Origin of the sequence: Streptomyces sp. NPDC006458 (genome assembly GCF_040612135.1) — a bacterium.
Classification (GTDB): Bacteria; Actinomycetota; Actinomycetes; order Streptomycetales; family Streptomycetaceae; genus Streptomyces.
In genome coordinates, this window is record NZ_JBEXPR010000032.1 from 64,667 (window position 1) to 85,453 (window position 20,787).

Below are 20,787 nucleotides of genomic sequence, written 5' to 3' on the forward strand. Positions count from 1 at the left end.
GCGTCCCCCGTTCGGCCCATCCGGCCGGGCGCCGACGGCGGACGACTGGGCAGTCTGGATGAAGCTTCACCGCATGACTCCCCTCCCCAGCCCGGCCGAGGAGGTCCCCTTGTGCGCCTGTCCAGAAGCCTGGCCCCAGTGACCCTCGCCCTCGCTCTCGCCTTCTGCGCCCCGTACGAGGCGATGCCCCACGCGCGCGTGGCCGAGGAGAGTCCTTCGTCGCCGTTCGAAGCCGAGTGCCGCACCGGTGTCAGCGGCTCCCATGTGGTCGCCCACTGCCACAACCCCTACCCGGGGGTCGACCGGGTGCGGCTGCACATCGAGTGCGACCGCTGGTGGGACCTCGACACCGACAGCGCGCCCGTCGACGCGGGCCCGGCGGTGACCGTGCGGCTCACCGGCCGGTGCTGGAAGGAGGTCCGCTCGGCGTGGATCAGCCATCAGCGGGCGTGAGCCGGGTGGGCGGGCGGCGCCGCCCGCCCGCGCGGGCGGTGATCCGGCCGCCGCGGGTTCCGGCGGGGGCCCGGTCGAGCCGCTGAGCGCGGCCCTGCTCAGCCCTCGGCGCGCGTGGCGCCCGTGAGCGGGCGGCAGCCGAGCGGGTAGCTCTCCGCTTGCGCCGGGCGCCGCCGGAGGTGGCCAACTGCGCCTTCCCGCTCGCCCTGACCATGGTCGGCATGCGCGCCCGCACGGGGGCGGGAGTGGCCCAGCTGTCCGCCTTCGCCCAGAGCACCGGCTAACTGATCTCCATCCCCGGCCCGCTCCTGGTCGGTGTCCTCTACCAGCACACCGGCGGCTGGGGCGTCCCGCTCGCCCTCATGGCCGCGCTGATGCTGCCGCAGCTGGCGATCGGCTTCCTCGCGGGCCGCGACCGCATCGTGGAGGACGAGGCGGCGCGCTGAGCTGTGGAGGACGAGGCGGCGCGCTGAGCTGCGGAGGCCGAGACGGCGCGCTGAGCTGCGGAGGCCGACGGGGCCCCTGCCCTGGGCGGGGGCCGGGTGACCCCGAGGCGCCCGTCGGGGCGGGCGGGTGCGAGACTGGCCGCATGCCTGTGCTCGACCCGAACCCCCAGAACGGCCAGAAGAAGATGCTGATCGTCTTCGGCGCGTTCTTCGCCATCTTCGTCGTCATCGCCGTCATCGCGTCCGTCGCCGCTCCCTGATCCGGTGCCGCCCCGCGCGACGGGGTGGGGCTAGCCCCCGTATCCCCTAGGGGGTGAGGGTCAGGGTCAAGTGGGTGGATCACCGGATGGGTTGGGGCCCTCGCGGCCCGTAGCTTCGAGGTGTGGCCGCGGGAAGCGGCCCACGGACCAGTCGAAGACCTGCGGAGGCACCCATGTCGGCCACCCTGCACACGCGGCCCCGCCCGGCGACCACGGGCGCCGGCACCCGGCTGCCCTGGTGGGCCCTCGCGCTGCCCGTCCTGGCCTTCGGCACGCTGTTCGCCCTCATACTCAACCCTTCCGAGGCACACGCGACGTCCGGCGGGGACCCGGCGACAGCCCACCTCGTCGAGCGCGCGCAGCAACTGTTCGACCTCGGACGATGACCTCGGCCCAGGTCAGTGCCGAGGGCGGTCGACGCTGGTCACAGCCCTGGTGAGGGCGGCTGTCAACTCCCTGCGCCTTGTGGCGTCTTTCATGCGAAGCTGGGACGCATGAGCGTCGCAGAACCCCGCAGGATCGTCCTCTTCCGCCACGCCAAGGCCGACTGGCCGCAGGTGAACGACCACGACCGGCCGCTCGCCGAGCGGGGCCGCATGGACGCCGCCGAAGCCGGACGCAGGCTCGCCGACACCGGCATCCCCTTCGATCTGGCCCTGTGCTCCACCGCGACCCGGACCCGCGAGACCTGGAAGCTCGCGGTCCACGAGCTCCCGCACCGGCCACGGACCGTCTACGAGGAGCGGGTCTATGAGGCCTCTCCCGGCGAGCTGATCGCCGTGCTCAACGAGACCCCCGACGATGCGCGCCACCTCGTGCTCATCGGCCACAACCCCGGCGTCCACAGCCTCGCCGAGATCCTTTCCGGCGAATCCGAGGGCGACACCGCCGTACGGATGAACCGCCGGGGCTTCCCCACCGCCGCGTACGCGGTGCTGACCTTCAGCGGGGCCTGGAAGAGCCTGGAGCCCGGCGTCGGCACCCTGGTCGACTACTGGGCGCCGACCGACTGAGTCGCCCAGCACAGGGAAGAGGCCCGGCGCCGCGGCGGCACCGGGCCCTCCACCCGCCGATCCGGGCGTGCCGGGACGCCGAGGTCGGCGAACCGGGTCGTCGTGAGGCCGACGACCCGCACAGCGGGACCCGTGACGCCCACGACCGGCAACGGGGCAGGCGCCCGCGGGCTCACTCCGCCCCGTGCGTGTCCGCCGCCTCGACCTCTTCGCGGGTGATGCCGAGCAGATACAGGACGGCGTCCAGGAACGGCACGTTCACCGCCGTGTGGGCCGCCTCGCGCACCACGGGCTTGGCGTTGAAGGCGACCCCGAGCCCGGCCGCGTTGAGCATGTCCAGGTCGTTGGCGCCGTCGCCGATCGCCACGGTCTGCGACAGCGGAACCCCCGCCTCCGCGGCGAACCGGCGCAGCAGCCGCGCCTTGCCCGCGCGGTCCACGATCTCGCCGGTGACCCTGCCGGTGAGTCGGCCGTCGACGATCTCCAGGGTGTTGGCCTGGGCGAAGTCCAGTCCCAGCCGCTCCCTGAGGTCGTCGGTGACCTGGGTGAAACCGCCGGAGACGACACCCACCTGGTAGCCGAGCCGCTTCAGGGTGCGGATCAGGGTGCGCGCGCCCGGGGTCAGCCGCACCTCGGCGCGCACCTTGTCCACCACCGAGGCGTCCAGCCCCGCCAGCAGCTCCACGCGCGCGTGGAGCGACTGCTCGAAGTCCAGCTCACCGCGCATCGCGGCCGCGGTCACCTCGGCGACCTTGTCCTCGCACCCGGCGTGCGCGGCGAAGAGCTCGATCACCTCGTCCTGGATGAGCGTGGAGTCGACGTCCATGACCACCAGCCGCTGGGCGCGGCGGTGCAGCCCCGCCGCGACGACCGCGACGTCGACGCCGAGCACGGCGGCCTCGGTCACCAGCGCGGTGCGCAGCGGCTCGGTCTCCACGCCGGAGACCGCGAACTCCACGGCGGTCACGGGGTACTTGGCGAGCCGGAAGATACGGTCGATGTTGGCGCCGACGTTGGTGATCCTCGCGGCGATGGCGGAGGTCGCCTCCGCGGTCAGCGGGTGTCCCAGCACGGTCACCAGGGACCGGCCGAGCCCGCGAGGACGGTTGTCGCCGAGGCCGGAGATGATCTCCGCCTGCATCTTCATCGACTCGGCCCAGCTGTGCACGGTCGCCCGCAGGTCGCCCTCCGTGCCGGGCGGCGGCTCGGTGACGAGTGCGCACAGCACCATCCGGCCACGGGTGACGACCTGCTCGATGTCGACCACGTCGACCGAGTAGGCGGCGAGGGTGTCGAAGAGTCCGGCTGTGATGCCCGGCCTGTCCTTGCCGAAGATCTTGACAAGGAGGGTGGGGACGTCAGAGGTCTGCGAAGCACTCATGGTGTTCCCACCGTATCCGGCACCCAGTGCCGTACGCCCGGCGGGTCCGCCAGGCGGACAGGGAACTCTGTGTGTCCACCCGATGGCGTGTCCCGGGCGCCGAGACGGTGGCCCCGTTACCGGCGCAGCTCAGCGCCCTCCCCGGGGCGGCCGCGGCGGGCCGGGCGGAGGCGGCGGCCCTTCCTCGGGCGAGGTCGGAGGCCGTTTCCCGGGCGGCCGGGCATTCGGATCCCGGCCCGGCGCCCGTGAGGGCGGCGGCCCGAAGGGCCTGAGCATGGTCGGTGCGCCGGAAAGGTCGCCGGACGAGTCGTCCGAATACGCACCGCCCCGGTTGTCCGCCGACCCGCCGTCCGGGGCACCGGGCTCGCCCGCGCCCCCGCTGACGGCCTCCGGCCGGACCACCGAGCCCGGCCGGGCATCCGCCGGCTCCCGCCCGCCTTCCGGCTCCCGCCCGCCCTCCGGCAGCCGCAGGTACGGGTTGGTGTGCGGGTTCGGCGGCCGGTACGGCGTGCCGGGCGTGTAGGGCCCCGACGAGCCCTGCGCACCCGCGAGAGCACCGGCACCCGCCGCGTCACCCAGTGCCAGCGGCGCGACCCGCCTCCCGGCCACCCCGCACACCCACGCCAGCAGCCCTCCGGCGGCCCCCGCGCCCGCGCCCCACACCGCGCCCAGCATCAGGGCCACATCGGGCCGCGCCCGCAACCGCACCCCGGAGCCGAACGCGTCGACCCCGAGCACGGACAGCGAGGCATCCACGGAGACCTCCACCAGCCAGACCAGCAGCGGCAGAGCCGACGCGGTCACGACCCCCAGCCGCAGCGCGCACACCCCGGCGAAACGCAGCACACCGCCGCCACGCGCCCCCGTGGCCCGGGACGCCGGTACGGCACCAGGGGCAGGGCCCGTACCCGCACCCGGTACGCCCCCGGCACCCGCGCCGCCGCCGGGCCCCGCCACCGGCGTCCGCGCCGCCACCAGCACCCCCGCCAGCAGCATCCCCGCGGCCGCGGCCACGCCCAGCAGCCACACCCGCCGGTCCAGCTCGGCCAGCCGCGCCAGCGTCACCGCGCGGTCGGAGTCGACGAGGAGATCGTCGAGCGGATACGGCAGGAAGCCGGCCAGCGGGCCCGTGGCCGCTCCGTCGAACGGCACGAAGAGCCCGACGGGCACCCCCAGCCACACCCCGTTCGGCGCGCCGAGCAGGGCCGCGCCCACGATGCGCCGGGGATGGTCGTCGCCGAAGGCGGCGTACCCGGCGGCGGCCCACCCCGCGGCCACGGCCAGCAGCAGCACGGTCACCAGGGCGGAGACGGCCGGCCGGACGACTCGGTGCAGGGCGTCCAGCCGGGCCGGCAGGGGAGTGCGGCGCGAGGCCAGCAGCGCGATGACCAGCACGCACGCGACCCAGAGGGCACCGCGCAGCAGCGTGGGCGAGGTGTCGACGGTGAACCCGACGGCGGCCTCGGCGTCGACGAGGTCGCCCACCCGGTCCGGCAGCAGCCCGCCGATGTCCCCGATGCCCCCGATGTCCCCGACGTCGCCGAGGCCCGGGATCTCCAGGCCGCCGGAGCCGCCGTCGGAGCCCCCCGTGCCGGGCAGCCGGTCCAGTCCCAGGGCGCCGCCGTCGATCGTGATCACATCGTGGCCCGCCCAGGCCAGCCCGCTCAGCATCGCCACGAACAGCGCGACCACCGCGCCCGCGCGGGCGAGCAGTTCGGCCGGCGGGACGACAAGTCCGGCCGCCCGCAGGGACCGTAGGAAGAACCACGCCAGCAGGAGCGCCCCGACCAGGCCGACGCCCAGTGGCGTGATCTCGATGGCCGTGGTGGCCTGGGCGCCCTGGAGCCCGAACGCGGACACATCGCCGGACGGGGTCACCGCACCACCCGCCCCGAGCGCCACGACCGCCGCCGTCATCGGCCCCAGTTCGCCCGCCCTGTCGGCCCCGAGCAGATGCAGCCCCAGCGCGGCGGTGCCCGCCATGCCGATCAACGCCCAGCTCACAGCGGCGATCGCGGCCAGCAGCACATCGATCCAGGGCACCTTGGCGTTCGACTGCGCGGTTCCGGCATTCATGGCAGACCCCCCCGATCCGCGAAGCGGCGTGGATGCCGCGCATGTCCCCCTCGCGTGGAATACCACTCTCCGCGCAGGTTTCAACCCCCGTCAACGACAAAGCCTCGGTGCGCCCGTGCGCGGTCTTTACAAGGCCCGACTTTCGGTCAGGGGGCCGCTACTGAAATAGTTCCCCCCGATGTTCGACATCCCTAGACTCCCTGCGATGGGGGTAACTCGGGGGACAACTCAGTGGGGCATGGAGTGCCGGAACTCGTACTGGAAACAAACGGACGGACCTGGACGTTGGATCCGTCCCGGTCCTACACGCTCGGACGCGATCCGCAGGGAGACGTCGTGTTCGACGACGCCAGGGTCTCCTGGCGACACGCCACGGTCAGCTTCAACGGCCGCAGTTGGGTCGTCGAGGACCACGGCAGCACCAACGGCACGTTCGTGCAGGGGCAGCGGATCCATCAGCTGGAGATCGGCCCGGGCACCGCGCTGCACCTGGGCAACGCGACCGACGGACCGAAGGTCGGCCTGAGTGGCGCGCCGGCCGGCGTGACCACACCGCAGGGGCAGCCGCAGCAGCCGTACGCCGCACAGGGCGCCGGCCCCGGCTGGGCCCAGCAGGCCCCGCAGCAGCCGGCGCCTCAGCAGCAGGCCCCGCAGGCCGGCTGGCAGCAGCCGCCCGCCGGGAACATCCCGCAGCAGCAGGGCGGCCCGGCCGCGGGCCCGGGGGCGCCGGTCTACGGCGACCGCAGCCCGACGACGTTCCACCAGTTCTCGCTCGGCCGCGTGATGCGCATCGGCCGTTCGCTGGAGAACGACCTGGTCGTCTCGGACCTTCAGGTCTCCCGTCACCACGCGGAGTTCCACTCCACGCCCGACGGCCGCATGGAGATCCGCGACCTCGGTTCGCACAACGGCACCTACGTCAACGGTCAGCCGATCGCCAAGGGCGGCACCACGCTGCTCGGCCCGGCCGACATCGTCGGCGTCGGCCACTCGACGTTCCGTATCGTCGGCGACCGCCTTGAGGAGTTCGTCGACACCGGTGAGGTCTCCTTCTCCGCCCGTCACCTGACCGTCACGGTCGACGGCGGCAAGCAGATCCTCAAGGACGTCTCCTTCGGCGTCCCGGAGAAGTCGCTGATCGCGGTCATCGGACCGTCCGGTTCCGGCAAGTCCACCCTGCTCAAGGCGCTCACCGGTTACCGGCCCGCCAACCAGGGCGAGGTGCTCTACGACAACCGGAACCTCTACAAGCAGTTCGCCGAGCTGCGCCAGCGCATCGGTCTGGTCCCGCAGGACGACATCCTGCACAAGGAGCTGACCGTCAAGAAGGCCCTCAAGTACGCCGCCAAGCTGCGCTTCCCGGCCGACACCACGGCCGCCGAGCGCGAGGCCCGCATCAACGAGGTGCTGCGCGAGCTCAAGCTCGACATCCACAAGGACAAGAAGGTCACCTCCCTGTCCGGCGGCCAGCGCAAGCGCGTCTCGGTCGCCCTGGAACTGCTGACCAAGCCGTCGCTGATCTTCCTGGACGAGCCCACCTCGGGCCTCGACCCGGGCATGGACCGCGATGTCATGCAGCTGCTGCGCGGCCTCGCGGACGACGGCCGTACGGTCCTCGTCGTCACCCACTCGGTGGCCGAGCTGGCGATCTGCGACAAGCTCCTGGTGATGGCCCCGGGCGGCTCGGTCGCCTACTTCGGCCCGCCGGAGGAGGCGCTGAACTTCTTCGGCTACGACACCTGGGCCGATGTCTTCTCCGCCTTCGAGAACTACCGCGACTACGACTGGGCGGGCCGCTGGAAGGGCTCGCAGCACTACCAGATGTACGCCGCGGACATCGACGCCGTCGCCCCGCAGGCCGTACCGATGCCGGCCATGCAGGCGATGAAGCCGCCGAAGCCGCAGGGCTGGATGTCGCAGTTCGTCACGCTGGTGCGCCGCTACACCTCGGTGATCGCCTCCGACAAGGGCTTCCTCGCCCTGATGGTGATCCTGCCGGCCGTCCTCGGCGCTGTGAGCCTGCTCATCGACCCCGACCGCGGTCTGCTGCCGAACCCGCCCAACCAGGCGGGCCGGGTCATCCCGAACGGCACGGCCACCACCGTGCTGCTGATCCTCGCGGTCGGCGCCTGCTTCGCGGGCGCGGCGAACTCCGTCCGCGAGCTGATCAAGGAACGGGTGATCTACGAACGGGAGCGCGCGACCGGCCTGTCCCGTTCGGCGTACCTGATGTCGAAGGTGTTCGTGCTCGGCATGATCACGGTGTTCCAGGGCCTGCTGGTGGGGGTCATCGGCTTCTCCAGCCGTGAGATCCCCGAGGAGGGCCTCGTCCTCGGCAGCGCCACCATGATCGAGCTGTCCGTGCCGATCATGGCCCTGGGCTTCACCTCGATGATGTTCGGTCTGATCATCTCCTCGCTGGTGAAGACCGCCGAGAAGACCATGCCGCTGCTGGTCATGTTCGCGATCATCCAGGTCGTCTTCACCGGCTGCCTCTTCGCCCTGAACGGCACGGTCGGCGTCAACCAGTTCTCGTACCTGATGCCGTCGCGCTGGGCGGTGGCCGCCGCGGGCGCCACGCTGGACTTCAACAAGATCAGCCCGCCCGAGGAGGGCGTCGACACCGACCCGCTGTGGGAGCACACCGTCGGCGCCTGGGGCATGGACATGGTCGCTCTGCTCGCCCTCGGCGTGATCTGCGGCTTCTTCGTGGCCCGCTTCCTGCGCCGCCACGAGCCCGAGGTCATGCGCAAGTAACCGGGTCCGTACGACCCCGAAGGGCGGCACCCCGTCAGGAGGGTGCCGCCCTTCGGCGTCCATGGGTACGAGGTCCGCGCCAGGCCTCAGTACGCGCTGTTGACGTTGTCGATCGAGCCGTACCGGTCGGCCGCGTAGTTGGCGGCCGCGGTGAGGTTGGCGACCGGGTCGTACTGGCTCCAGGCGGTGCCGGGGACGTGGTACGCGTCGAAGGTCGGCTTGATGATCTGGAGCAGACCGATCGACGGGACACCGTTCTGGGCGTTGATGTCCCAGTTGTTGATCGCGTTCGGGTTGCCCGAGGACTCCCGCATGATGTTGCGGTGCAGACCGTCGTAGGTACCCGGGATGCCCTTGTCGTGCATGATGTCCAGCGCGTGGCTGATCCAGCCGTGCAGGTTGTCGGCGTAGGTCTTCGCGACGACCTTCTTGACCTGCGGGCGCTGCGCGGACCGGCTCGCGGCCTTCTTCGCGGCGCGCTCCTCGGCGGCCTTCGCGGCGGCCTTCTCGGCGGCCTTCTTGGCGGCGGCCTTCGCCGCCGCCTTGCGCTTGGCCTCGGCCGCGGCCTTCTGCTTCGCCTCGGCAGCGGCCTTCTTCTGGGCGGCGGCCTTCGCGGCGGCCTTCTGCTGGGCCTCGATGGCCTCGACCTTCACGGAGGCCGCGGCGAGCCGGTCGGTGAGGGACGCCTTGACCTCGGTCACCTTCCCGGCCTCGTACGCCACGGGCGCCGCGGGGGCCTCGGCCGTGGTGGTCTCCGCGTTCGCGGGCACCACGGAGAAGGCGAGCGCGGCGGCACCGAGAGCGGAGACACCGGCGAGCGCGAGCTTGTGGGACTTGGTCAGCGCGCGACCGCGGCCGGGATTCAGGATGTGCTTGGGCATGGCTGGTGGACCTCTTCGAATAGCGCGGAGGTCGCTCGTGTCCGGCGGGGGAACCGTTTCGTCCGGCGGGGACGCGGATGCTTCCCACACGAACGCCACGGGCCGTGAGACCCGCGGCGCTGAGCGACGGCTGCCATTCTTAGCGGCCGCAAAATGGCCAGGCAAAGGTGTGACGTACGATCCTCGATAGTGGAGCCGGGAGGGGCAAATCCGGACAGACTGGAACGTCTTTCCCGTTGGGGCGGGCGTGCCTGTCTCCTATGGCCCTTCGTACGTGACGTGCGTCCTATGCGCCGGTTCACATCGCGGGCGCGGTGGACTCACCGCGAGTTGCCGCAGCAACGCTCTGTGTGAGCGGTCTCCTCCGCAAGGAGGAGATGGACGTCGCCGAACTCGTGCCACAGGTAGCGCTCGCGCACCGCCTCGTCGTACGCCCGGCCGACCGCCGCCCGCCCCGCCACCGCCTCCAGCATCAGCAGATGCGAGGCCTCCGGCTCGTGCAGCCCGGTCAGCAGCCCGTCCACCACCCGCACCCCGCGCTCGGGCGTGACCACCAGATCGGTCCACCCCTCCGCCGCCCGCACCACCCCGTCCGGCCCCGCCGCCGACTCCACGGCACGCACCGCCGTCGTGCCCACCGCGATCACCCGCCCGTCACCGGCCCGTGCCGCGTTGATCAGCCGCGCCGACGCCCCCGGCACCACGAACCGCTCCGGATACGGCGGCTCGTGCGCCTCCGCCGACGCCACCCCCGTGTGCAGCCTCACCGGAGCGAACTGCACCCCCCGGCTCACCAGCTCCGCCACCAGCCGCGCGGTGAAGGGCCGCGCCGCGCTCGGCATCTCCGCGCTGCCCGCCCCGTCCGGCGAAGGCAGCGCGAACACCGTCTGGTAGACCGACAGCGGCTGATCCCGCTCCGTGTAGGAGTAGCGAATGGGCCGCCCGTGCGCGCCCAGCAGCCCCGCCACATCCGGATCGGAGGACCGCGCCCACCACAGCCGCTCACCGCGCTCGCTCAGCGGCGCCTCCAGCACCAGCCGGACCCCGCCCGGCAGCTCCACCTCAGTCCCCGCCCGCCTGCCCGTACGCGCGCGCGTGGAGCCCCGTCCGTCCGGGTCCCGCAGCTCGACCGCCCACCGCCCGTCGTCCCCGCGCGTGGAGAAGTGCACCACCACACGCGCGTGCCCGACCCACCCGTCCACCGCCGCCGCGAGCGTCGGCGAGGTGTTGACCACCAGCAGATCCCCGGCCCGCAGCAGCCGCGGCAGCTCCGCGAACGCGTGATGCGCCACCGCGCACCCCCGCGACACCAGCAGGCGTACGGCGTCCCGGTCCAGGCCCGGACCACGCTGCTCGGCCGGCACCCGCGCGGACAGCTCCGTCGGGACCCGCACACGCCCCAGCACGCTCCGGGAGACCCCAGGGGCGACGCTCATCGCGACCCCAGCAGGGCCCGTACGGTGAACCGGCCGCTCGGCGGTCGCTCCTCCAGCAGCCGCACGAACCCGGGCGCGACCTCCTCCGGCTCCGGCGTCCCCGACAGGTCCTCACCGGGCTCGGCCGCGGCCAGCATGTCCGTGCGCATGCCGCCCGGGTCCACCCACCACACCCGCAGGTCCGGCTCCTCCACCGCCAGCACCGCCGACAACTGGTCCAGGGCCGCCTTCGTCGCCCCGTACCCGCCCCACGTCCGGTACGCCTCCACGGCCGCGTCCGAGCTCAGGTTCACCACCGCCCCGGCCGCCGCCTGCCGCAGCAGCGGCAGCGCCTCCTGCACCAGGGCCAGCGGAGCCACCACATTGACCTCCAGCGCCGCCCGGAACGCGTCCAGGGGATGCGCCTCCAGCGACACCAGCGGCACCACACCCAGCGTCCCCGCGTTGTTCACCAGCAGATCGACGCCGCCCAGCCGCCAGGCCGCCGCCACCAGCTCCGCGCGGTGCCGCTCGTCCGTGACGTCCCCGGACAGCGCCGTCACGCGCGTGCCGTGCGCCGACACCGCGTCCGCCGCCTCCTTCAGCCGCCCCGCGTCACGCGCGTCCAGCACCAGATCCCAGCCCCGCCCGGCCAGCGCCCCGGCGAGCGCCCGCCCGAGCCCCTTCGAGGCTCCCGTGATGATCGCTACCGGCATGACCCGTCTCCCTCGTTCCGGCCGCCGCCGACCGGCGACCACCTCAACGTAGGAAGGGGACCGGCCCGGCCGCCTCGGACGCCGGCAGCAAGCGGGCAGGGCCCTTCGCCCTAGGACCGCCGCCCTAGGCGAGAGCCGTCACCGGTCGGATCCTCACTGTCACACCCCGCCGGTACCGTGAGGGCATGAGTCAAGGTCCCCGGTCCGGCCTCGCCGCGGTCAGCTCCGCGCTGCTCGCCATGAGCAGGCACCTGGAGGTGCGCGACGTCCTCAAGACGATCGTCGCCTCCGCCCGCGAGCTGCTCGACGCGCGGTACGCCGCACTGGGCGTCCCCGACGACCACGGCGGCTTCGCCCAGTTCGTCGTCGACGGCGTCAGCGAGGAGCAGTGGAGGGCCATCGGCCCGCTGCCCCGCCAGCACGGCATCCTCGCGGCGATGCTGCACGAGGCCAGGCCCGAGCGCCTCGCCGACGTCCGCAAGGACCCCCGCTTCGAGGGCTGGCCCGCCGCGCACCCCGACCTCTCGGACTTCCTCGGCCTGCCCATCCGCGACGGCGACGAGATCATCGGCGCCCTCTTCCTGGCCAACAAGAACTGCACGAAACCAGACGGCGACTGCGGCTTCACCGAGGAGGACGAGGACCTCCTCGCCCTCCTCGCCCAGCACGCCGCCATCGCCCTCACCAACGCCCGCCTGTACGAGCGCAGCCGCGAACTGACCATCGCCGAGGAGCGCTCCCGCCTCGCCCACGAGCTGCACGACGCCGTCGCCCAGAAGCTGTTCTCCCTGCGCCTGACCGCCCAGGCCGCCGCCGCGCTCGTCGACCGCGACCCCGCCCGCGCCAAGGGCGAGCTCCAGCAGGTGGCCGCCCTGGCCGCCGAGGCAGCCGACGAACTGCGCGCCGCCGTCGTCGAGCTGCGGCCCGCCGCCCTCGACGAGGACGGCCTCGTCGCCACCCTGCGCAACCAGGCCCAGGTCCTGGACCGCGCCCACCACGCGCGCGTGACCTTCGCGAGCCAGGGCGTACGGGCCCTGCCCGCCGCCCAGGAGGAGGCCCTGCTGCGCGTGGCCCAGGAGGCCCTGCACAACGCGCTGCGGCACTCGGGGGCCGAGCACGTCGACATCACCCTCGACCGCCGCGACGGCGGCGCCGTCCTGCGCGTCACGGACGACGGCAGCGGCTTCGACCCCCGGACGGTCCGACGCGCGGGACGCCACCTCGGCCTGGTCTCCATGCGGGACCGCGCGAGCGGGGTCGGCGGCGGCCTGTCGGTGGAATCGGCGCCCGGCAAGGGCACCACGGTCGAGATGGAGGTCCCCGGTGGCTGACCCGATCAAGGTGCTGCTCGTGGACGACCACCAGGTGGTCCGCCGGGGCCTGCGCACCTTCCTGGAGGTGCAGGACGACATCGAGGTCGTCGGTGAGGCCGCCGACGGCGAGGAGGGCGTCGCCCGCGCCGAGGAACTGCGGCCCGACGTCGTCCTCATGGACGTGAAGATGCCGGGCATGGACGGCGTCGAGGCACTGCGCCGGCTGCGCGAGCTGGCCAACCCCGCGCGCGTGCTGATCGTCACCAGCTTCACCGAGCAGCGCACGGTGGTCCCGGCCCTGCGCGCGGGCGCCGCCGGATACGTCTACAAGGACATCGACCCCGACGCCCTGGCCGGCGCCATCCGCTCCGTCCACGCGGGCCACATCCTGCTCCAGCCCGAGGTCGCCGACGCCCTGCTGTCCCAGGAGGAGGTCAACTCGGGCCAGGGGAGAGGCGGCTCGCTCACCGAACGGGAGCGGGAGGTGCTGGGCCTGATAGCGGACGGCCGCTCCAACCGGGAGATCGCCCGCGCCCTGGTGCTCTCCGAGAAGACGGTCAAGACCCACGTCTCGAACATCCTGATGAAGCTCGACGTGGCGGACCGTACGCAGGCGGCGCTGTGGGCGGTACGCCACGGAATGGCGGGTTGACGGCCGGGTCCTGAGCGGACGTGTGCGTTCCGGACGGCAATTCGGAGCGTTCCCCTCCGGTCTGAGATTCATACCGTCGTGGGAATATCACCCGGATGGCGCATCCTCCGGGGGGCGCCGGCGTTCTCCAGTGCGTGCCGCGGCGACTGCCGCGGCGACCGCAAGGAGGGCTTGAGAAGTGATGAACCTGAAGAAGGCAGCGGCCGTGACGATGGTGGCCGGTGGTCTGGTGGCCGCCGGAGCCGGGATGGCCTCCGCCACCGACGCACACGCCCACGGAACGGCCGAGCACTCTCCGGGTGTCCTCTCGGGCAACCTCGTCCAGGCCCCGGTGCACGTCCCGGTCAACGTGGTCGGCAACAGCGTGAACGTCATCGGCGTGCTGAACCCGGCGTTCGGCAACCTCGGCGTCAACAGCTGACCGCCGTCGGCTGAGCAGGGCCCCTCCCGTCACGGGCGACGAGAGGGGCCCGCCGTCCGTAACCGGCGCCCCATGAGCCGCGGGGCTTGCCGCCGCCCTCGCCTGCCTGCGGGGCATCGTCGGCCCCCCGCGCAGTTCCCCGTGCCCCATGAGCCGCGGGCATGCGTGCCGCCAGGGGCGGCGCGGGTGGGCACGGCGGCACCTCGTCGCGCCGAGTTGCGCAACCGCCCCGCCCTCAGCCGCAACGCCCTCCCCGCACGGCCGACCCTCAGCGCACCCCCCGCTCCCGCTCCTCCACATACGCGTTGTACGCGGCCACCTGAGCCCGCCGCCCCGTCCGCTCGACCGGCCGCAACGCCGCCCCCCGAGCGGCCATCTCGGACGCGCTCACCGCACCCCCGTGCCCGTTCTCGTACGCGAGCGACACCAGCAACCCCACCCGCTGCGCCAGCTCCAGCACCCGCACCGCCCGAGGCGGATACCCGGGCGCCAACACCTCCCGCCCCCGCTCGGCCCGCGCCCGATACGCGTCGAGCGCGGCCGCGGCCACCGGCCCCGACCCGGCGACATCCAGCCGCGTCAGCACCTCCGTCGCTTCCCGCAGGGCCTCCGCCAGCTCCCGCTCCGCCTCGGCCAGCGACGGCACATCGGCCGGCGGGGCCTCCCGCACGGGCAGACAGCGCCACGTCACCTCGACATGCACATCACCCGCGGGCCCGGCCTCGTACACCTCCGGCACCAGCCCCAGCGCCGCCCCGTGACAGACGACGGCCTCCTCCGCCTCCAGTGCCCGCGTATTGAACTCCGGCGGCCCGCTCAACCCCAGCGGATGCCCCGGCGCGGGCAGCGCCACCCGCAGCCCCCGCACCCCCAGACCCCGCAGCGCACCCAGCGCGAGCGTCAGCCCGACGGGCGCCGATTCGCCCGGCAACCCCTCCACCCGGTGCACGGCATCCGTGCCGACGATCGCCAGCACGGCGTCATCCGGCGAGACAAGTCCGGCAAGAAGGGCATTTCCCCAAGCGGCAAGGCGACCAGAGCGCGGTTCCGAAAGCATGCCTCCACCCTAAGGAACGCCCAAGCACCGGACCGATGGAACAGCCCGCCCGACCGGTGGCGTAGATTTCCTTGAGGGCTGCGCCCACCGCGCGGCGGACCGAGCCCACAGGCGAACGCGACAGCCGAGACCGGCCACACTGCAAGGGGAGACAACGCGCTCATGAGCGATGTTCTGGAGCTTCAGGACGTATCCGTGGTCCGTGAGGGCCGGGCTCTGGTGGACCAGGTCTCCTGGTCGGTCAAGGAGGGCGAGCGCTGGGTCATCCTCGGCCCCAACGGCGCCGGCAAGACCACCCTCCTGAATGTCGCGTCCAGCTACCTCTACCCCAGCAACGGCACCGCCACCATCCTCGGCGAGACCCTCGGCAAGCCCGGCACGGACGTCTTCGAGCTGCGCCCCCGCATCGGCGTGGCCGGCATCGCGATGGCCGACAAGCTCCCCAAGCGCCAGTCCGTCCTGGAGACCGTCCTCACCGCCGCGTACGGCATGACCGCCACCTGGCAGGAGGACTACGACGAGGTCGACGAGCAGCGCGCCCGCGCTTTCCTCGACCGCCTCGGCATGAGCGACTACCTGGAGCGGAAGTTCGGCACCCTCTCCGAGGGCGAGCGCAAGCGCACCCTGATCGCCCGCGCCCTGATGACCGATCCCGAGCTGCTCCTCCTCGACGAGCCCGCCGCCGGCCTCGACCTCGGCGGCCGCGAGGACCTGGTCCGACGCCTCGGCCGCCTCGCCCGTGACCCGATCGCCCCCTCCATGATCATGGTGACGCACCACGTCGAGGAGATCGCCCCCGGCTTCACCCACGTCCTGATGATCCGCCAGGGCAAGGTCCTCGCCGCCGGCCCGCTGGAGCTGGAGCTCACCTCCCGCAACCTCTCCCTCTGCTTCGGCCTCCCGCTCGTCGTCGAGCAGGTCGGCGACCGCTGGACCGCCCAGGGCCTGCCGCTGTCCTGATCGCCAACAGGCCCACGGGGCAATACCGTTCACACCCCGTCGCGCCCTGTCGGCGACCGCGGCGCGGACCTACCATGACCTTGTGAACGACATCGATGCCTGGGTGTGGTGGCTCATCGGCGCGACCGCGCTCGGAATCCCGCTCGTCATCACCGCCATGCCGGAACTCGGCATGCTCGCGGTGGGTGCAGTCGCCGCGGCCGTCGTGGCCGGCCTCGGCGGCGACGTCGTCCTTCAGGTCCTCGCCTTCGCCGTCGTCTCGGTCGCGCTCATCGCCGTCGTACGGCCCATCGCGAACCGGCACCGCAACCAACGTCCCCAACTAATCACCGGAGTGGAGGCGTTGAAAGGCAGGCAAGCCGTCGTCCTCGAACGCGTCGACTCCTCCGGCGGCCGGATCAAGCTGGCCGGCGAGGTCTGGTCGGCCCGATCCCTCGACACCGACCGCGCCTTCGACATCGGCGCGGAGGTCGACGTGGTGGACATCGAAGGCGCCACGGCGATCGTCATGTGAGCTTGTCAGCCATGGTGCGGCGCAACTGGACCGAACGCCCCACGGGGCAGCCGACGTTCTGACAGACTCGACCAGCAAGATCTTCGACAAACATAAGATCTGCCCAAAGCGCCGAAGCGGAGAGAGGTACGGGGAACTTCGATGGCGATCATCATCGTCCTGATCATTCTGGTGGTGTTGGTCTTCATCGCCCTGATCAAGACCATCCAGGTCATCCCACAGGCCAGCGCCGCCATCGTCGAGCGCTTCGGCCGCTACACGCGCACGCTGAACGCGGGCCTCAACATCGTCGTCCCGTTCATCGACACCATCCGCAACCGCATCGACCTGCGTGAACAGGTCGTCCCGTTCCCGCCGCAGCCGGTGATCACCCAGGACAACCTGGTCGTCAACATCGACACGGTCATCTACTACCAGGTCACCGACGCCCGCGCCGCGACGTACGAGGTCGCCAGCTACATCCAGGCGATCGAGCAGCTCACCATCACCACGCTGCGCAACATCATCGGCGGCATGGACCTGGAGCGCACCCTGACCTCCCGCGAGGAGATCAACGCGGCCCTGCGCGGCGTTCTCGACGAGGCCACCGGCAAGTGGGGCATCCGCGTCAACCGCGTCGAGCTCAAGGCCATCGAACCGCCCACCTCCATCCAGGACTCGATGGAGAAGCAGATGCGCGCCGACCGGGACAAGCGCGCCGCGATCCTCCAGGCCGAGGGTGTCCGCCAGTCGGAGATCCTGCGTGCCGAGGGCGAGAAGCAGTCCCAGATCCTGCGTGCCGAGGGTGAGGCCAAGGCCGCCGCCCTGCGCGCCGAGGGCGAGGCCCAGGCCGTGCGTACGGTCTTCGAGGCCATCCACGCCGGGGACCCCGACCAGAAGCTCCTCAGCTACCAGTACCTCCAGATGCTCCCCAAGCTCGCCGAAGGCGACGCCAACAAGCTCTGGATCGTCCCCAGCGAGATCGGCGACGCCCTCAAGGGCCTGTCCGGAGCCATGGGCAACTTCGGCGCCCAGATCCCCTCGCCCACGAACGGAACAGCCGCCGAACGCACCGAGAAGCCAAAGATCGACTGACCCTCCCGGAAAACGCGCAGTTCCCCACCCCCCTAAGGGGCGCGGGGAACTGCGCGAAAGGGCGATGAACAACCCGCGGTCGAAGGCCGGTCCTGGACCCCACGTTCCCTTCCGGGGGCGCGGGGAACTGCGCGAAAGGCCACGAACAACCCGCGGCCGAGGACCAGTTCAAGGCCCACAGCCGCTGGATCAGGCAGCGTCCAGAGCAAGCCAGTCAGGCAGCGCGGCAAAGTCCTCGGCCCCCAGCGCCAGCAGCATCGCGTCCTGAGGAGTCGGCTCGAACGGCTCCCTCAGCAACGGCATCCCCGCCTGCTCGGGAGTCCGGTCCGCCTTGCGGTGATTGTCCTCCGCACACGAGGCCACCGTGTTCAGCCACGTGTCCCGCCCACCCTGCGCCCGCGGCACCACGTGGTCCACGGTCGTCGCCCTGCGCCCGCAGTACGCGCACCTGTGCCGGTCCCTGACCAGCACACCCCGCCTCGACCACGGAGCTTGTCTTCGGAAGGGCACCCTCACGTACCTGCACAGCCTGATCACCCGGGGCGCGGGTATGTCGACCGCGACTCCCCGCATACGCAGCTCGGGGTGGGCCTGCTCGACGACGGCCTTGTCCTGGAGCACCAGAACGACGGCTCGGTTCAACGTCACCGTCGACAGCGGCTCGAAGCTCGCGTTGAGTACCAGCGTGTCCCGCATACCAGCCCACCTCCCGTGTGCACCGGCCCACCCCCTGGCGGGCTGGGAACAACTCTGGCCGGGCACGCCGAGATGGACAACGCAATATCTGCTGCTCCACGAGGGCTGACCCTCATGGCCCCCGGCAACAAAAATGCCCGCCCCTGATCACTTCCATGACCAGGGACGGGCAAACGTTCAATGAACGTCAGCCTTCGGCGGGCACCTCGTACTCAGCGACGAGCTGGGCACGCGCGATCGCGTGGAACCGCAGATTGAAACCGACGGCGGCGGGCGAGGCATCCGCATCCGGACCGAGTTTCTCCTGATCGACGGCGTACACCGTGAACACGTACCGGTGCGGCCCGTCCCCGGGCGGTGGCGCCGCACCACCGAAGTCCTTCGTCCCGTAGTCGTTGCGCACCTGTACGGCGCCTTCCGGCAGCCCCTCGAACTTGCCGCTGCCCGCACCCGTCGGCAGCTCCGTCACGGAGGCCGGGATGTCGAAGACGGACCAGTGCCAGAACCCGCTGCCGGTCGGCGCGTCGGGGTCGTAACACGTCACGGCGAAGCTCTTGGTCTGCGGCGGGAAGCCCTCCCACCGCAGCTGCGGCGACGTGTTGCCGGCCGCGTGGACCTGAGCGTCCTTGAGGGTCGCGCCCTCCTCGACGTCCTCGCTCGTGACCGTGAAGGACGGCACGGGCGGGTGGAAGTCATGGGGGAGCGGCCGCCTCTTGAGCTCGGTCACCTCGGTACCTCCTGAATCGGTTCCTTCAGTCGGATCCGAGCCTAGAACCAGTTGCGCTTGCTGCCGACCTCGGACAGCCACTGGTTGAGGTACGCAGTCCAGTCGGTTCCCTGGTAGTCGTTCAGACCCACCTGGAACGAGCGGAAGGTGTCGCTGCCCTCGCTGAACAGACCCGGCTTCTTGTCCATCTCCAGCACCACGTCCATGGCCTGCGCGTCGGCGACGAAGCTCAGCTCGACCTGGTTCAGCCCCCGGTACTGCTGCGGCGGGAGGAACTCGATCTCCTGGTAGAACGGCAGCTTCTGACGCGTGCCGCGGATGTGGCCGCGCTCCATGTCCGCGTTCTTGAAGCGGAAGCCGAGCTGGATGAACGCGTCCAGGATCGCCTTCTGCGCGGGCAGCGGGTGCACGTTGATCGGGTCCAGGTCACCCGAGTCCACCGCGCGCGCGATGGCCAGCTCGGTCGTGACACCGATGTGCATGCCGCGCAGTGGCTGGCCGTCGATCGTGGTGACCGGCGTCTCCCACGGGATCTCCAGCCCGAACGGCACCGTGTGCACCGAGCCGGCCTGCAGCTCGAAGGCACCGCCCAGCCGCAGCTTGGTGAACTCGATGTTCTGCTTGTACTCCTGGTCCTGGCCCTCGACCTCGACCTGCGCCTGGAGCCCGACGGAGAGCCCCTCGATCTGCTGGTTGACGGAGCCGCCCTGGATGCGCACCTCGCCCTGGACGACACCGCCCGGCACCACGTTGACCTCGGTCAGCACCGTCTCCACCGACGCGCCGCCGGCTCCCAGGCTCGCGAGCAGCTTCTTGAACGCCATGACTCTCCTTGTAAGACGAGTGGACCCTTGATCCCCTTGACACTGAAAACGCGCACCGGCCGTGGCCGGTTCCGCCCCCTCACCCTGGCAAGCCGGAAGCCCCCTGACCACCCCGCCGCACGGACCCGCCTCCACTACTCTCGGACGGCGTGATCGCGCCCCCCGACCGTACGCCCCTGCCCAGGGACTTCTTCGACCGCCCCGTCCTCGAGGTGGCCCCAGATCTCCTGGGCCGTGTCCTCGTACGCGCCACCCCCGGCGGCCGGATCGCCCTCCGTCTTACAGAGGTGGAGGCGTACGACGGCCAGAACGACCCGGGCTCCCACGCCTACCGGGGCCGCACACCCCGCAACAGCGTGATGTTCGGACCGCCCGGCCATGTGTACGTCTACTTCACCTACGGCATGTGGCACTGCTTGAACCTCGTCTGCGGCCCCGAAGGCCGGGCGAGCGCCGTACTGCTCCGCGCGGGCGAGATTCTCGAAGGTGCCGAGCTGGCCCGCACCCGTCGACTCTCGGCCCGCAACGACAAGGAACTCGCCAAAGGCCCGGCCCGCCTCGCCACCGCCCTGGACGTGGACCGCTCCCTCGACGGCACCGACGCCTGCACACCCGATGACACACCGCTGCGCATGCTCCCCGGCGCGCCCGTCGACCGCGACCAGGTACGCCACGGTCCCCGCACCGGAGTCTCCGGCGACGGCGCCGTCCACCCCTGGCGCTTCTGGATCGCCGACGACCCGACCGTCAGCCCCTATCGCGCGCATGTGCCCCGCCGGCGCCGAGCTTGACTCGCCTTCGCGAGGTGCGTAATGTGGCCCGAGCCGCTTGAACCGGGTACGGCGTTCGCCTGCAGCCGGAAGCGGCCAAACCACTACCTACGACATCCCCTCGGCGGGACGTTTTCGGCATGCCCGCATGCCCGAATTCGAACTCGCGGGACTCGATTATGAGTCGGTCAGGGAATGAGCTAACGTAGTGAATGTCGAAAGGCCGCCGGGCAAAAGCCCGAAAGCCAACGGCAAATCCCGCTGACAGGGAATCGGATCAGAAAAGGATCTGATAGAGTCGGAAACGCAAGACCGAAGGGAAGCGCCCGGAGGAAAGCCCGAGAGGGTGAGTACAAAGGAAGCGTCCGTTCCTTGAGAACT

21 protein-coding genes and 1 pseudogene are annotated in these 20,787 nt (G+C 71.6%); 13 read left to right on the top strand and 9 right to left on the bottom strand.

Going from position 1 to position 20,787, the window contains the following annotated elements:
* Positions 1–111: 111 nt before the first annotated feature.
* From ABZZ79_RS32965 to ABZZ79_RS32985, 5 genes and pseudogenes are all read left to right on the top strand, one after another.
* Positions 112–453 (top strand): hypothetical protein, encoded by a 342-nt coding sequence (locus ABZZ79_RS32965; protein WP_356695100.1) that lies wholly within the window; start codon positions 112–114, stop codon positions 451–453.
* 179 nt (positions 454–632) lie between these two features.
* Positions 633–899: pseudogene (locus ABZZ79_RS32970) on the top strand (MFS transporter); the annotation flags it as partial.
* Between the two features lie 143 nt (positions 900–1,042).
* Positions 1,043–1,159, top strand: coding sequence for an SGM_5486 family transporter-associated protein (locus ABZZ79_RS32975; RefSeq protein ID WP_356695102.1), 117 nt, complete (start codon positions 1,043–1,045; stop codon positions 1,157–1,159).
* Between the two features lie 173 nt (positions 1,160–1,332).
* Positions 1,333–1,545 carry a hypothetical protein gene (locus ABZZ79_RS32980; protein ID WP_356695104.1) on the top strand — a complete coding sequence of 71 codons (213 nt, stop codon included), beginning with the start codon at positions 1,333–1,335 and terminating at the stop codon, positions 1,543–1,545.
* Between the two features lie 108 nt (positions 1,546–1,653).
* Complete coding sequence (locus ABZZ79_RS32985; protein WP_356695106.1) at positions 1,654–2,172, top strand: histidine phosphatase family protein; 519 nt, start codon at positions 1,654–1,656, stop codon at positions 2,170–2,172.
* 172 nt (positions 2,173–2,344) lie between these two features.
* Here ABZZ79_RS32985 and serB read toward each other — a convergent pair whose 3' ends face one another.
* Positions 2,345–3,553: a phosphoserine phosphatase SerB gene (gene serB / locus ABZZ79_RS32990; RefSeq protein WP_356695108.1), complete on the bottom strand. Its 1,209-nt coding sequence runs from the start codon at positions 3,551–3,553 to the stop codon at positions 2,345–2,347.
* A 129-nt stretch (positions 3,554–3,682) separates the two neighbouring features.
* Positions 3,683–5,629 carry a streptophobe family protein gene (locus ABZZ79_RS32995; RefSeq protein WP_356695110.1) on the bottom strand — a complete coding sequence of 649 codons (1,947 nt, stop codon included), beginning with the start codon at positions 5,627–5,629 and terminating at the stop codon, positions 3,683–3,685.
* A gap of 243 nt (positions 5,630–5,872) precedes the next feature.
* Here ABZZ79_RS32995 and ABZZ79_RS33000 point away from each other — a divergent pair, with 243 nt between their 5' ends.
* Positions 5,873–8,386, top strand: a complete 2,514-nt coding sequence (locus ABZZ79_RS33000) for an FHA domain-containing protein (protein ID WP_356695112.1) — start codon at positions 5,873–5,875, stop codon at positions 8,384–8,386.
* An 86-nt stretch (positions 8,387–8,472) separates the two neighbouring features.
* Here the strand turns inward: ABZZ79_RS33000 and ABZZ79_RS33005 are convergent, their stop codons facing one another.
* The 3 genes from ABZZ79_RS33005 to ABZZ79_RS33015 form a co-directional block, all read right to left on the bottom strand.
* Positions 8,473–9,267, bottom strand: coding sequence for a transglycosylase SLT domain-containing protein (locus tag ABZZ79_RS33005; protein WP_356695114.1), 795 nt, complete (start codon positions 9,265–9,267; stop codon positions 8,473–8,475).
* Between the two features lie 320 nt (positions 9,268–9,587).
* Positions 9,588–10,703, bottom strand: a complete 1,116-nt coding sequence (locus tag ABZZ79_RS33010; RefSeq protein WP_356695116.1) for an S-adenosylmethionine:tRNA ribosyltransferase-isomerase — start codon at positions 10,701–10,703, stop codon at positions 9,588–9,590.
* Positions 10,700–11,398, bottom strand: coding sequence for an SDR family oxidoreductase (locus ABZZ79_RS33015; RefSeq protein WP_356695118.1), 699 nt, complete (start codon positions 11,396–11,398; stop codon positions 10,700–10,702). Before ABZZ79_RS33015 ends, ABZZ79_RS33010 begins: the two co-directional genes overlap by 4 nt.
* A gap of 185 nt (positions 11,399–11,583) precedes the next feature.
* On the opposite strand from ABZZ79_RS33015, the gene ABZZ79_RS33020 reads away from it, so the two are divergent.
* The 3 genes from ABZZ79_RS33020 (at position 11,584) to chpE (ending at position 13,784) form a co-directional block, all read left to right on the top strand.
* The gene (locus tag ABZZ79_RS33020) at positions 11,584–12,729 is read left to right on the top strand and encodes a GAF domain-containing sensor histidine kinase (RefSeq protein WP_356695120.1); all 1,146 of its coding nucleotides are present in this window, start codon (positions 11,584–11,586) and stop codon (positions 12,727–12,729) included.
* Positions 12,722–13,363 carry a response regulator transcription factor gene (locus ABZZ79_RS33025; RefSeq protein WP_356695122.1) on the top strand — a complete coding sequence of 214 codons (642 nt, stop codon included), beginning with the start codon at positions 12,722–12,724 and terminating at the stop codon, positions 13,361–13,363. The genes ABZZ79_RS33020 and ABZZ79_RS33025 overlap by 8 nt, the downstream gene beginning before the upstream one ends.
* 178 nt (positions 13,364–13,541) lie before the next feature.
* Positions 13,542–13,784, top strand: coding sequence for a chaplin ChpE (gene chpE, locus ABZZ79_RS33030; RefSeq protein WP_356695124.1), 243 nt, complete (start codon positions 13,542–13,544; stop codon positions 13,782–13,784).
* Positions 13,785–14,052: 268 nt separating this feature from the next.
* On the opposite strand, the gene ABZZ79_RS33035 is transcribed toward chpE, so the two are convergent.
* Entirely contained in the window at positions 14,053–14,841 is a 789-nt protein-coding gene (locus ABZZ79_RS33035; protein ID WP_356695126.1) for a hypothetical protein, read from the bottom strand.
* Between the two features lie 162 nt (positions 14,842–15,003).
* On the opposite strand from ABZZ79_RS33035, the gene ABZZ79_RS33040 reads away from it, so the two are divergent.
* The 3 genes from ABZZ79_RS33040 (at position 15,004) to ABZZ79_RS33050 (ending at position 17,389) form a co-directional block, all read left to right on the top strand.
* The gene (locus tag ABZZ79_RS33040; protein WP_356695128.1) at positions 15,004–15,801 is read left to right on the top strand and encodes an ABC transporter ATP-binding protein; all 798 of its coding nucleotides are present in this window, start codon (positions 15,004–15,006) and stop codon (positions 15,799–15,801) included.
* 82 nt (positions 15,802–15,883) lie between these two features.
* Complete coding sequence (locus ABZZ79_RS33045; RefSeq protein ID WP_356695130.1) at positions 15,884–16,315, top strand: NfeD family protein; 432 nt, start codon at positions 15,884–15,886, stop codon at positions 16,313–16,315.
* A gap of 141 nt (positions 16,316–16,456) precedes the next feature.
* Positions 16,457–17,389, top strand: coding sequence for an SPFH domain-containing protein (locus tag ABZZ79_RS33050; RefSeq protein WP_356695132.1), 933 nt, complete (start codon positions 16,457–16,459; stop codon positions 17,387–17,389).
* Positions 17,390–17,578: 189 nt separating this feature from the next.
* On the opposite strand, the gene ABZZ79_RS33055 is transcribed toward ABZZ79_RS33050, so the two are convergent.
* The 3 genes from ABZZ79_RS33055 to ABZZ79_RS33065 form a co-directional block, all read right to left on the bottom strand.
* Positions 17,579–18,085: an HNH endonuclease gene (locus tag ABZZ79_RS33055; RefSeq protein ID WP_356695134.1), complete on the bottom strand. Its 507-nt coding sequence runs from the start codon at positions 18,083–18,085 to the stop codon at positions 17,579–17,581.
* Between the two features lie 187 nt (positions 18,086–18,272).
* Positions 18,273–18,812: a YbhB/YbcL family Raf kinase inhibitor-like protein gene (locus tag ABZZ79_RS33060; RefSeq protein ID WP_356695136.1), complete on the bottom strand. Its 540-nt coding sequence runs from the start codon at positions 18,810–18,812 to the stop codon at positions 18,273–18,275.
* 41 nt (positions 18,813–18,853) lie between these two features.
* Positions 18,854–19,636 (bottom strand): sporulation protein, encoded by a 783-nt coding sequence (locus tag ABZZ79_RS33065; protein ID WP_356695138.1) that lies wholly within the window; start codon positions 19,634–19,636, stop codon positions 18,854–18,856.
* Between the two features lie 149 nt (positions 19,637–19,785).
* On the opposite strand from ABZZ79_RS33065, the gene ABZZ79_RS33070 reads away from it, so the two are divergent.
* Positions 19,786–20,427, top strand: a complete 642-nt coding sequence (locus ABZZ79_RS33070) for a DNA-3-methyladenine glycosylase (RefSeq protein ID WP_356695140.1) — start codon at positions 19,786–19,788, stop codon at positions 20,425–20,427.
* Positions 20,428–20,787 lie beyond the last annotated feature (360 nt).

Bases quoted from the DNA above. Each gene is read 5' to 3' on its own strand.
- ABZZ79_RS32995 (WP_356695110.1), bottom strand. From the start codon at position 5,629: ATGAATGCCGGAACCGCGCAGTCGAACGCCAAGGTGCCCTGGATCGAT.
- serB (WP_356695108.1), bottom strand. From the start codon at position 3,553: ATGAGTGCTTCGCAGACCTCTGACGTCCCCACCCTCCTTGTCAAGATC.
- ABZZ79_RS33050 (WP_356695132.1), top strand. From the start codon at position 16,457: ATGGCGATCATCATCGTCCTGATCATTCTGGTGGTGTTGGTCTTCATC.
- ABZZ79_RS33015 (WP_356695118.1), bottom strand. From the start codon at position 11,398: ATGCCGGTAGCGATCATCACGGGAGCCTCGAAGGGGCTCGGGCGGGCG.
- ABZZ79_RS33055 (WP_356695134.1), bottom strand. From the start codon at position 18,085: ATGCGGGACACGCTGGTACTCAACGCGAGCTTCGAGCCGCTGTCGACG.
- ABZZ79_RS33040 (WP_356695128.1), top strand. From the start codon at position 15,004: ATGAGCGATGTTCTGGAGCTTCAGGACGTATCCGTGGTCCGTGAGGGC.
- ABZZ79_RS32975 (WP_356695102.1), top strand. From the start codon at position 1,043: ATGCCTGTGCTCGACCCGAACCCCCAGAACGGCCAGAAGAAGATGCTG.
- ABZZ79_RS33005 (WP_356695114.1), bottom strand. From the start codon at position 9,267: ATGCCCAAGCACATCCTGAATCCCGGCCGCGGTCGCGCGCTGACCAAG.
- ABZZ79_RS32985 (WP_356695106.1), top strand. From the start codon at position 1,654: ATGAGCGTCGCAGAACCCCGCAGGATCGTCCTCTTCCGCCACGCCAAG.
- ABZZ79_RS32980 (WP_356695104.1), top strand. From the start codon at position 1,333: ATGTCGGCCACCCTGCACACGCGGCCCCGCCCGGCGACCACGGGCGCC.
- ABZZ79_RS33010 (WP_356695116.1), bottom strand. From the start codon at position 10,703: ATGAGCGTCGCCCCTGGGGTCTCCCGGAGCGTGCTGGGGCGTGTGCGG.
- ABZZ79_RS33065 (WP_356695138.1), bottom strand. From the start codon at position 19,636: ATGGCGTTCAAGAAGCTGCTCGCGAGCCTGGGAGCCGGCGGCGCGTCG.
- ABZZ79_RS33035 (WP_356695126.1), bottom strand. From the start codon at position 14,841: ATGCTTTCGGAACCGCGCTCTGGTCGCCTTGCCGCTTGGGGAAATGCC.
- ABZZ79_RS33020 (WP_356695120.1), top strand. From the start codon at position 11,584: ATGAGTCAAGGTCCCCGGTCCGGCCTCGCCGCGGTCAGCTCCGCGCTG.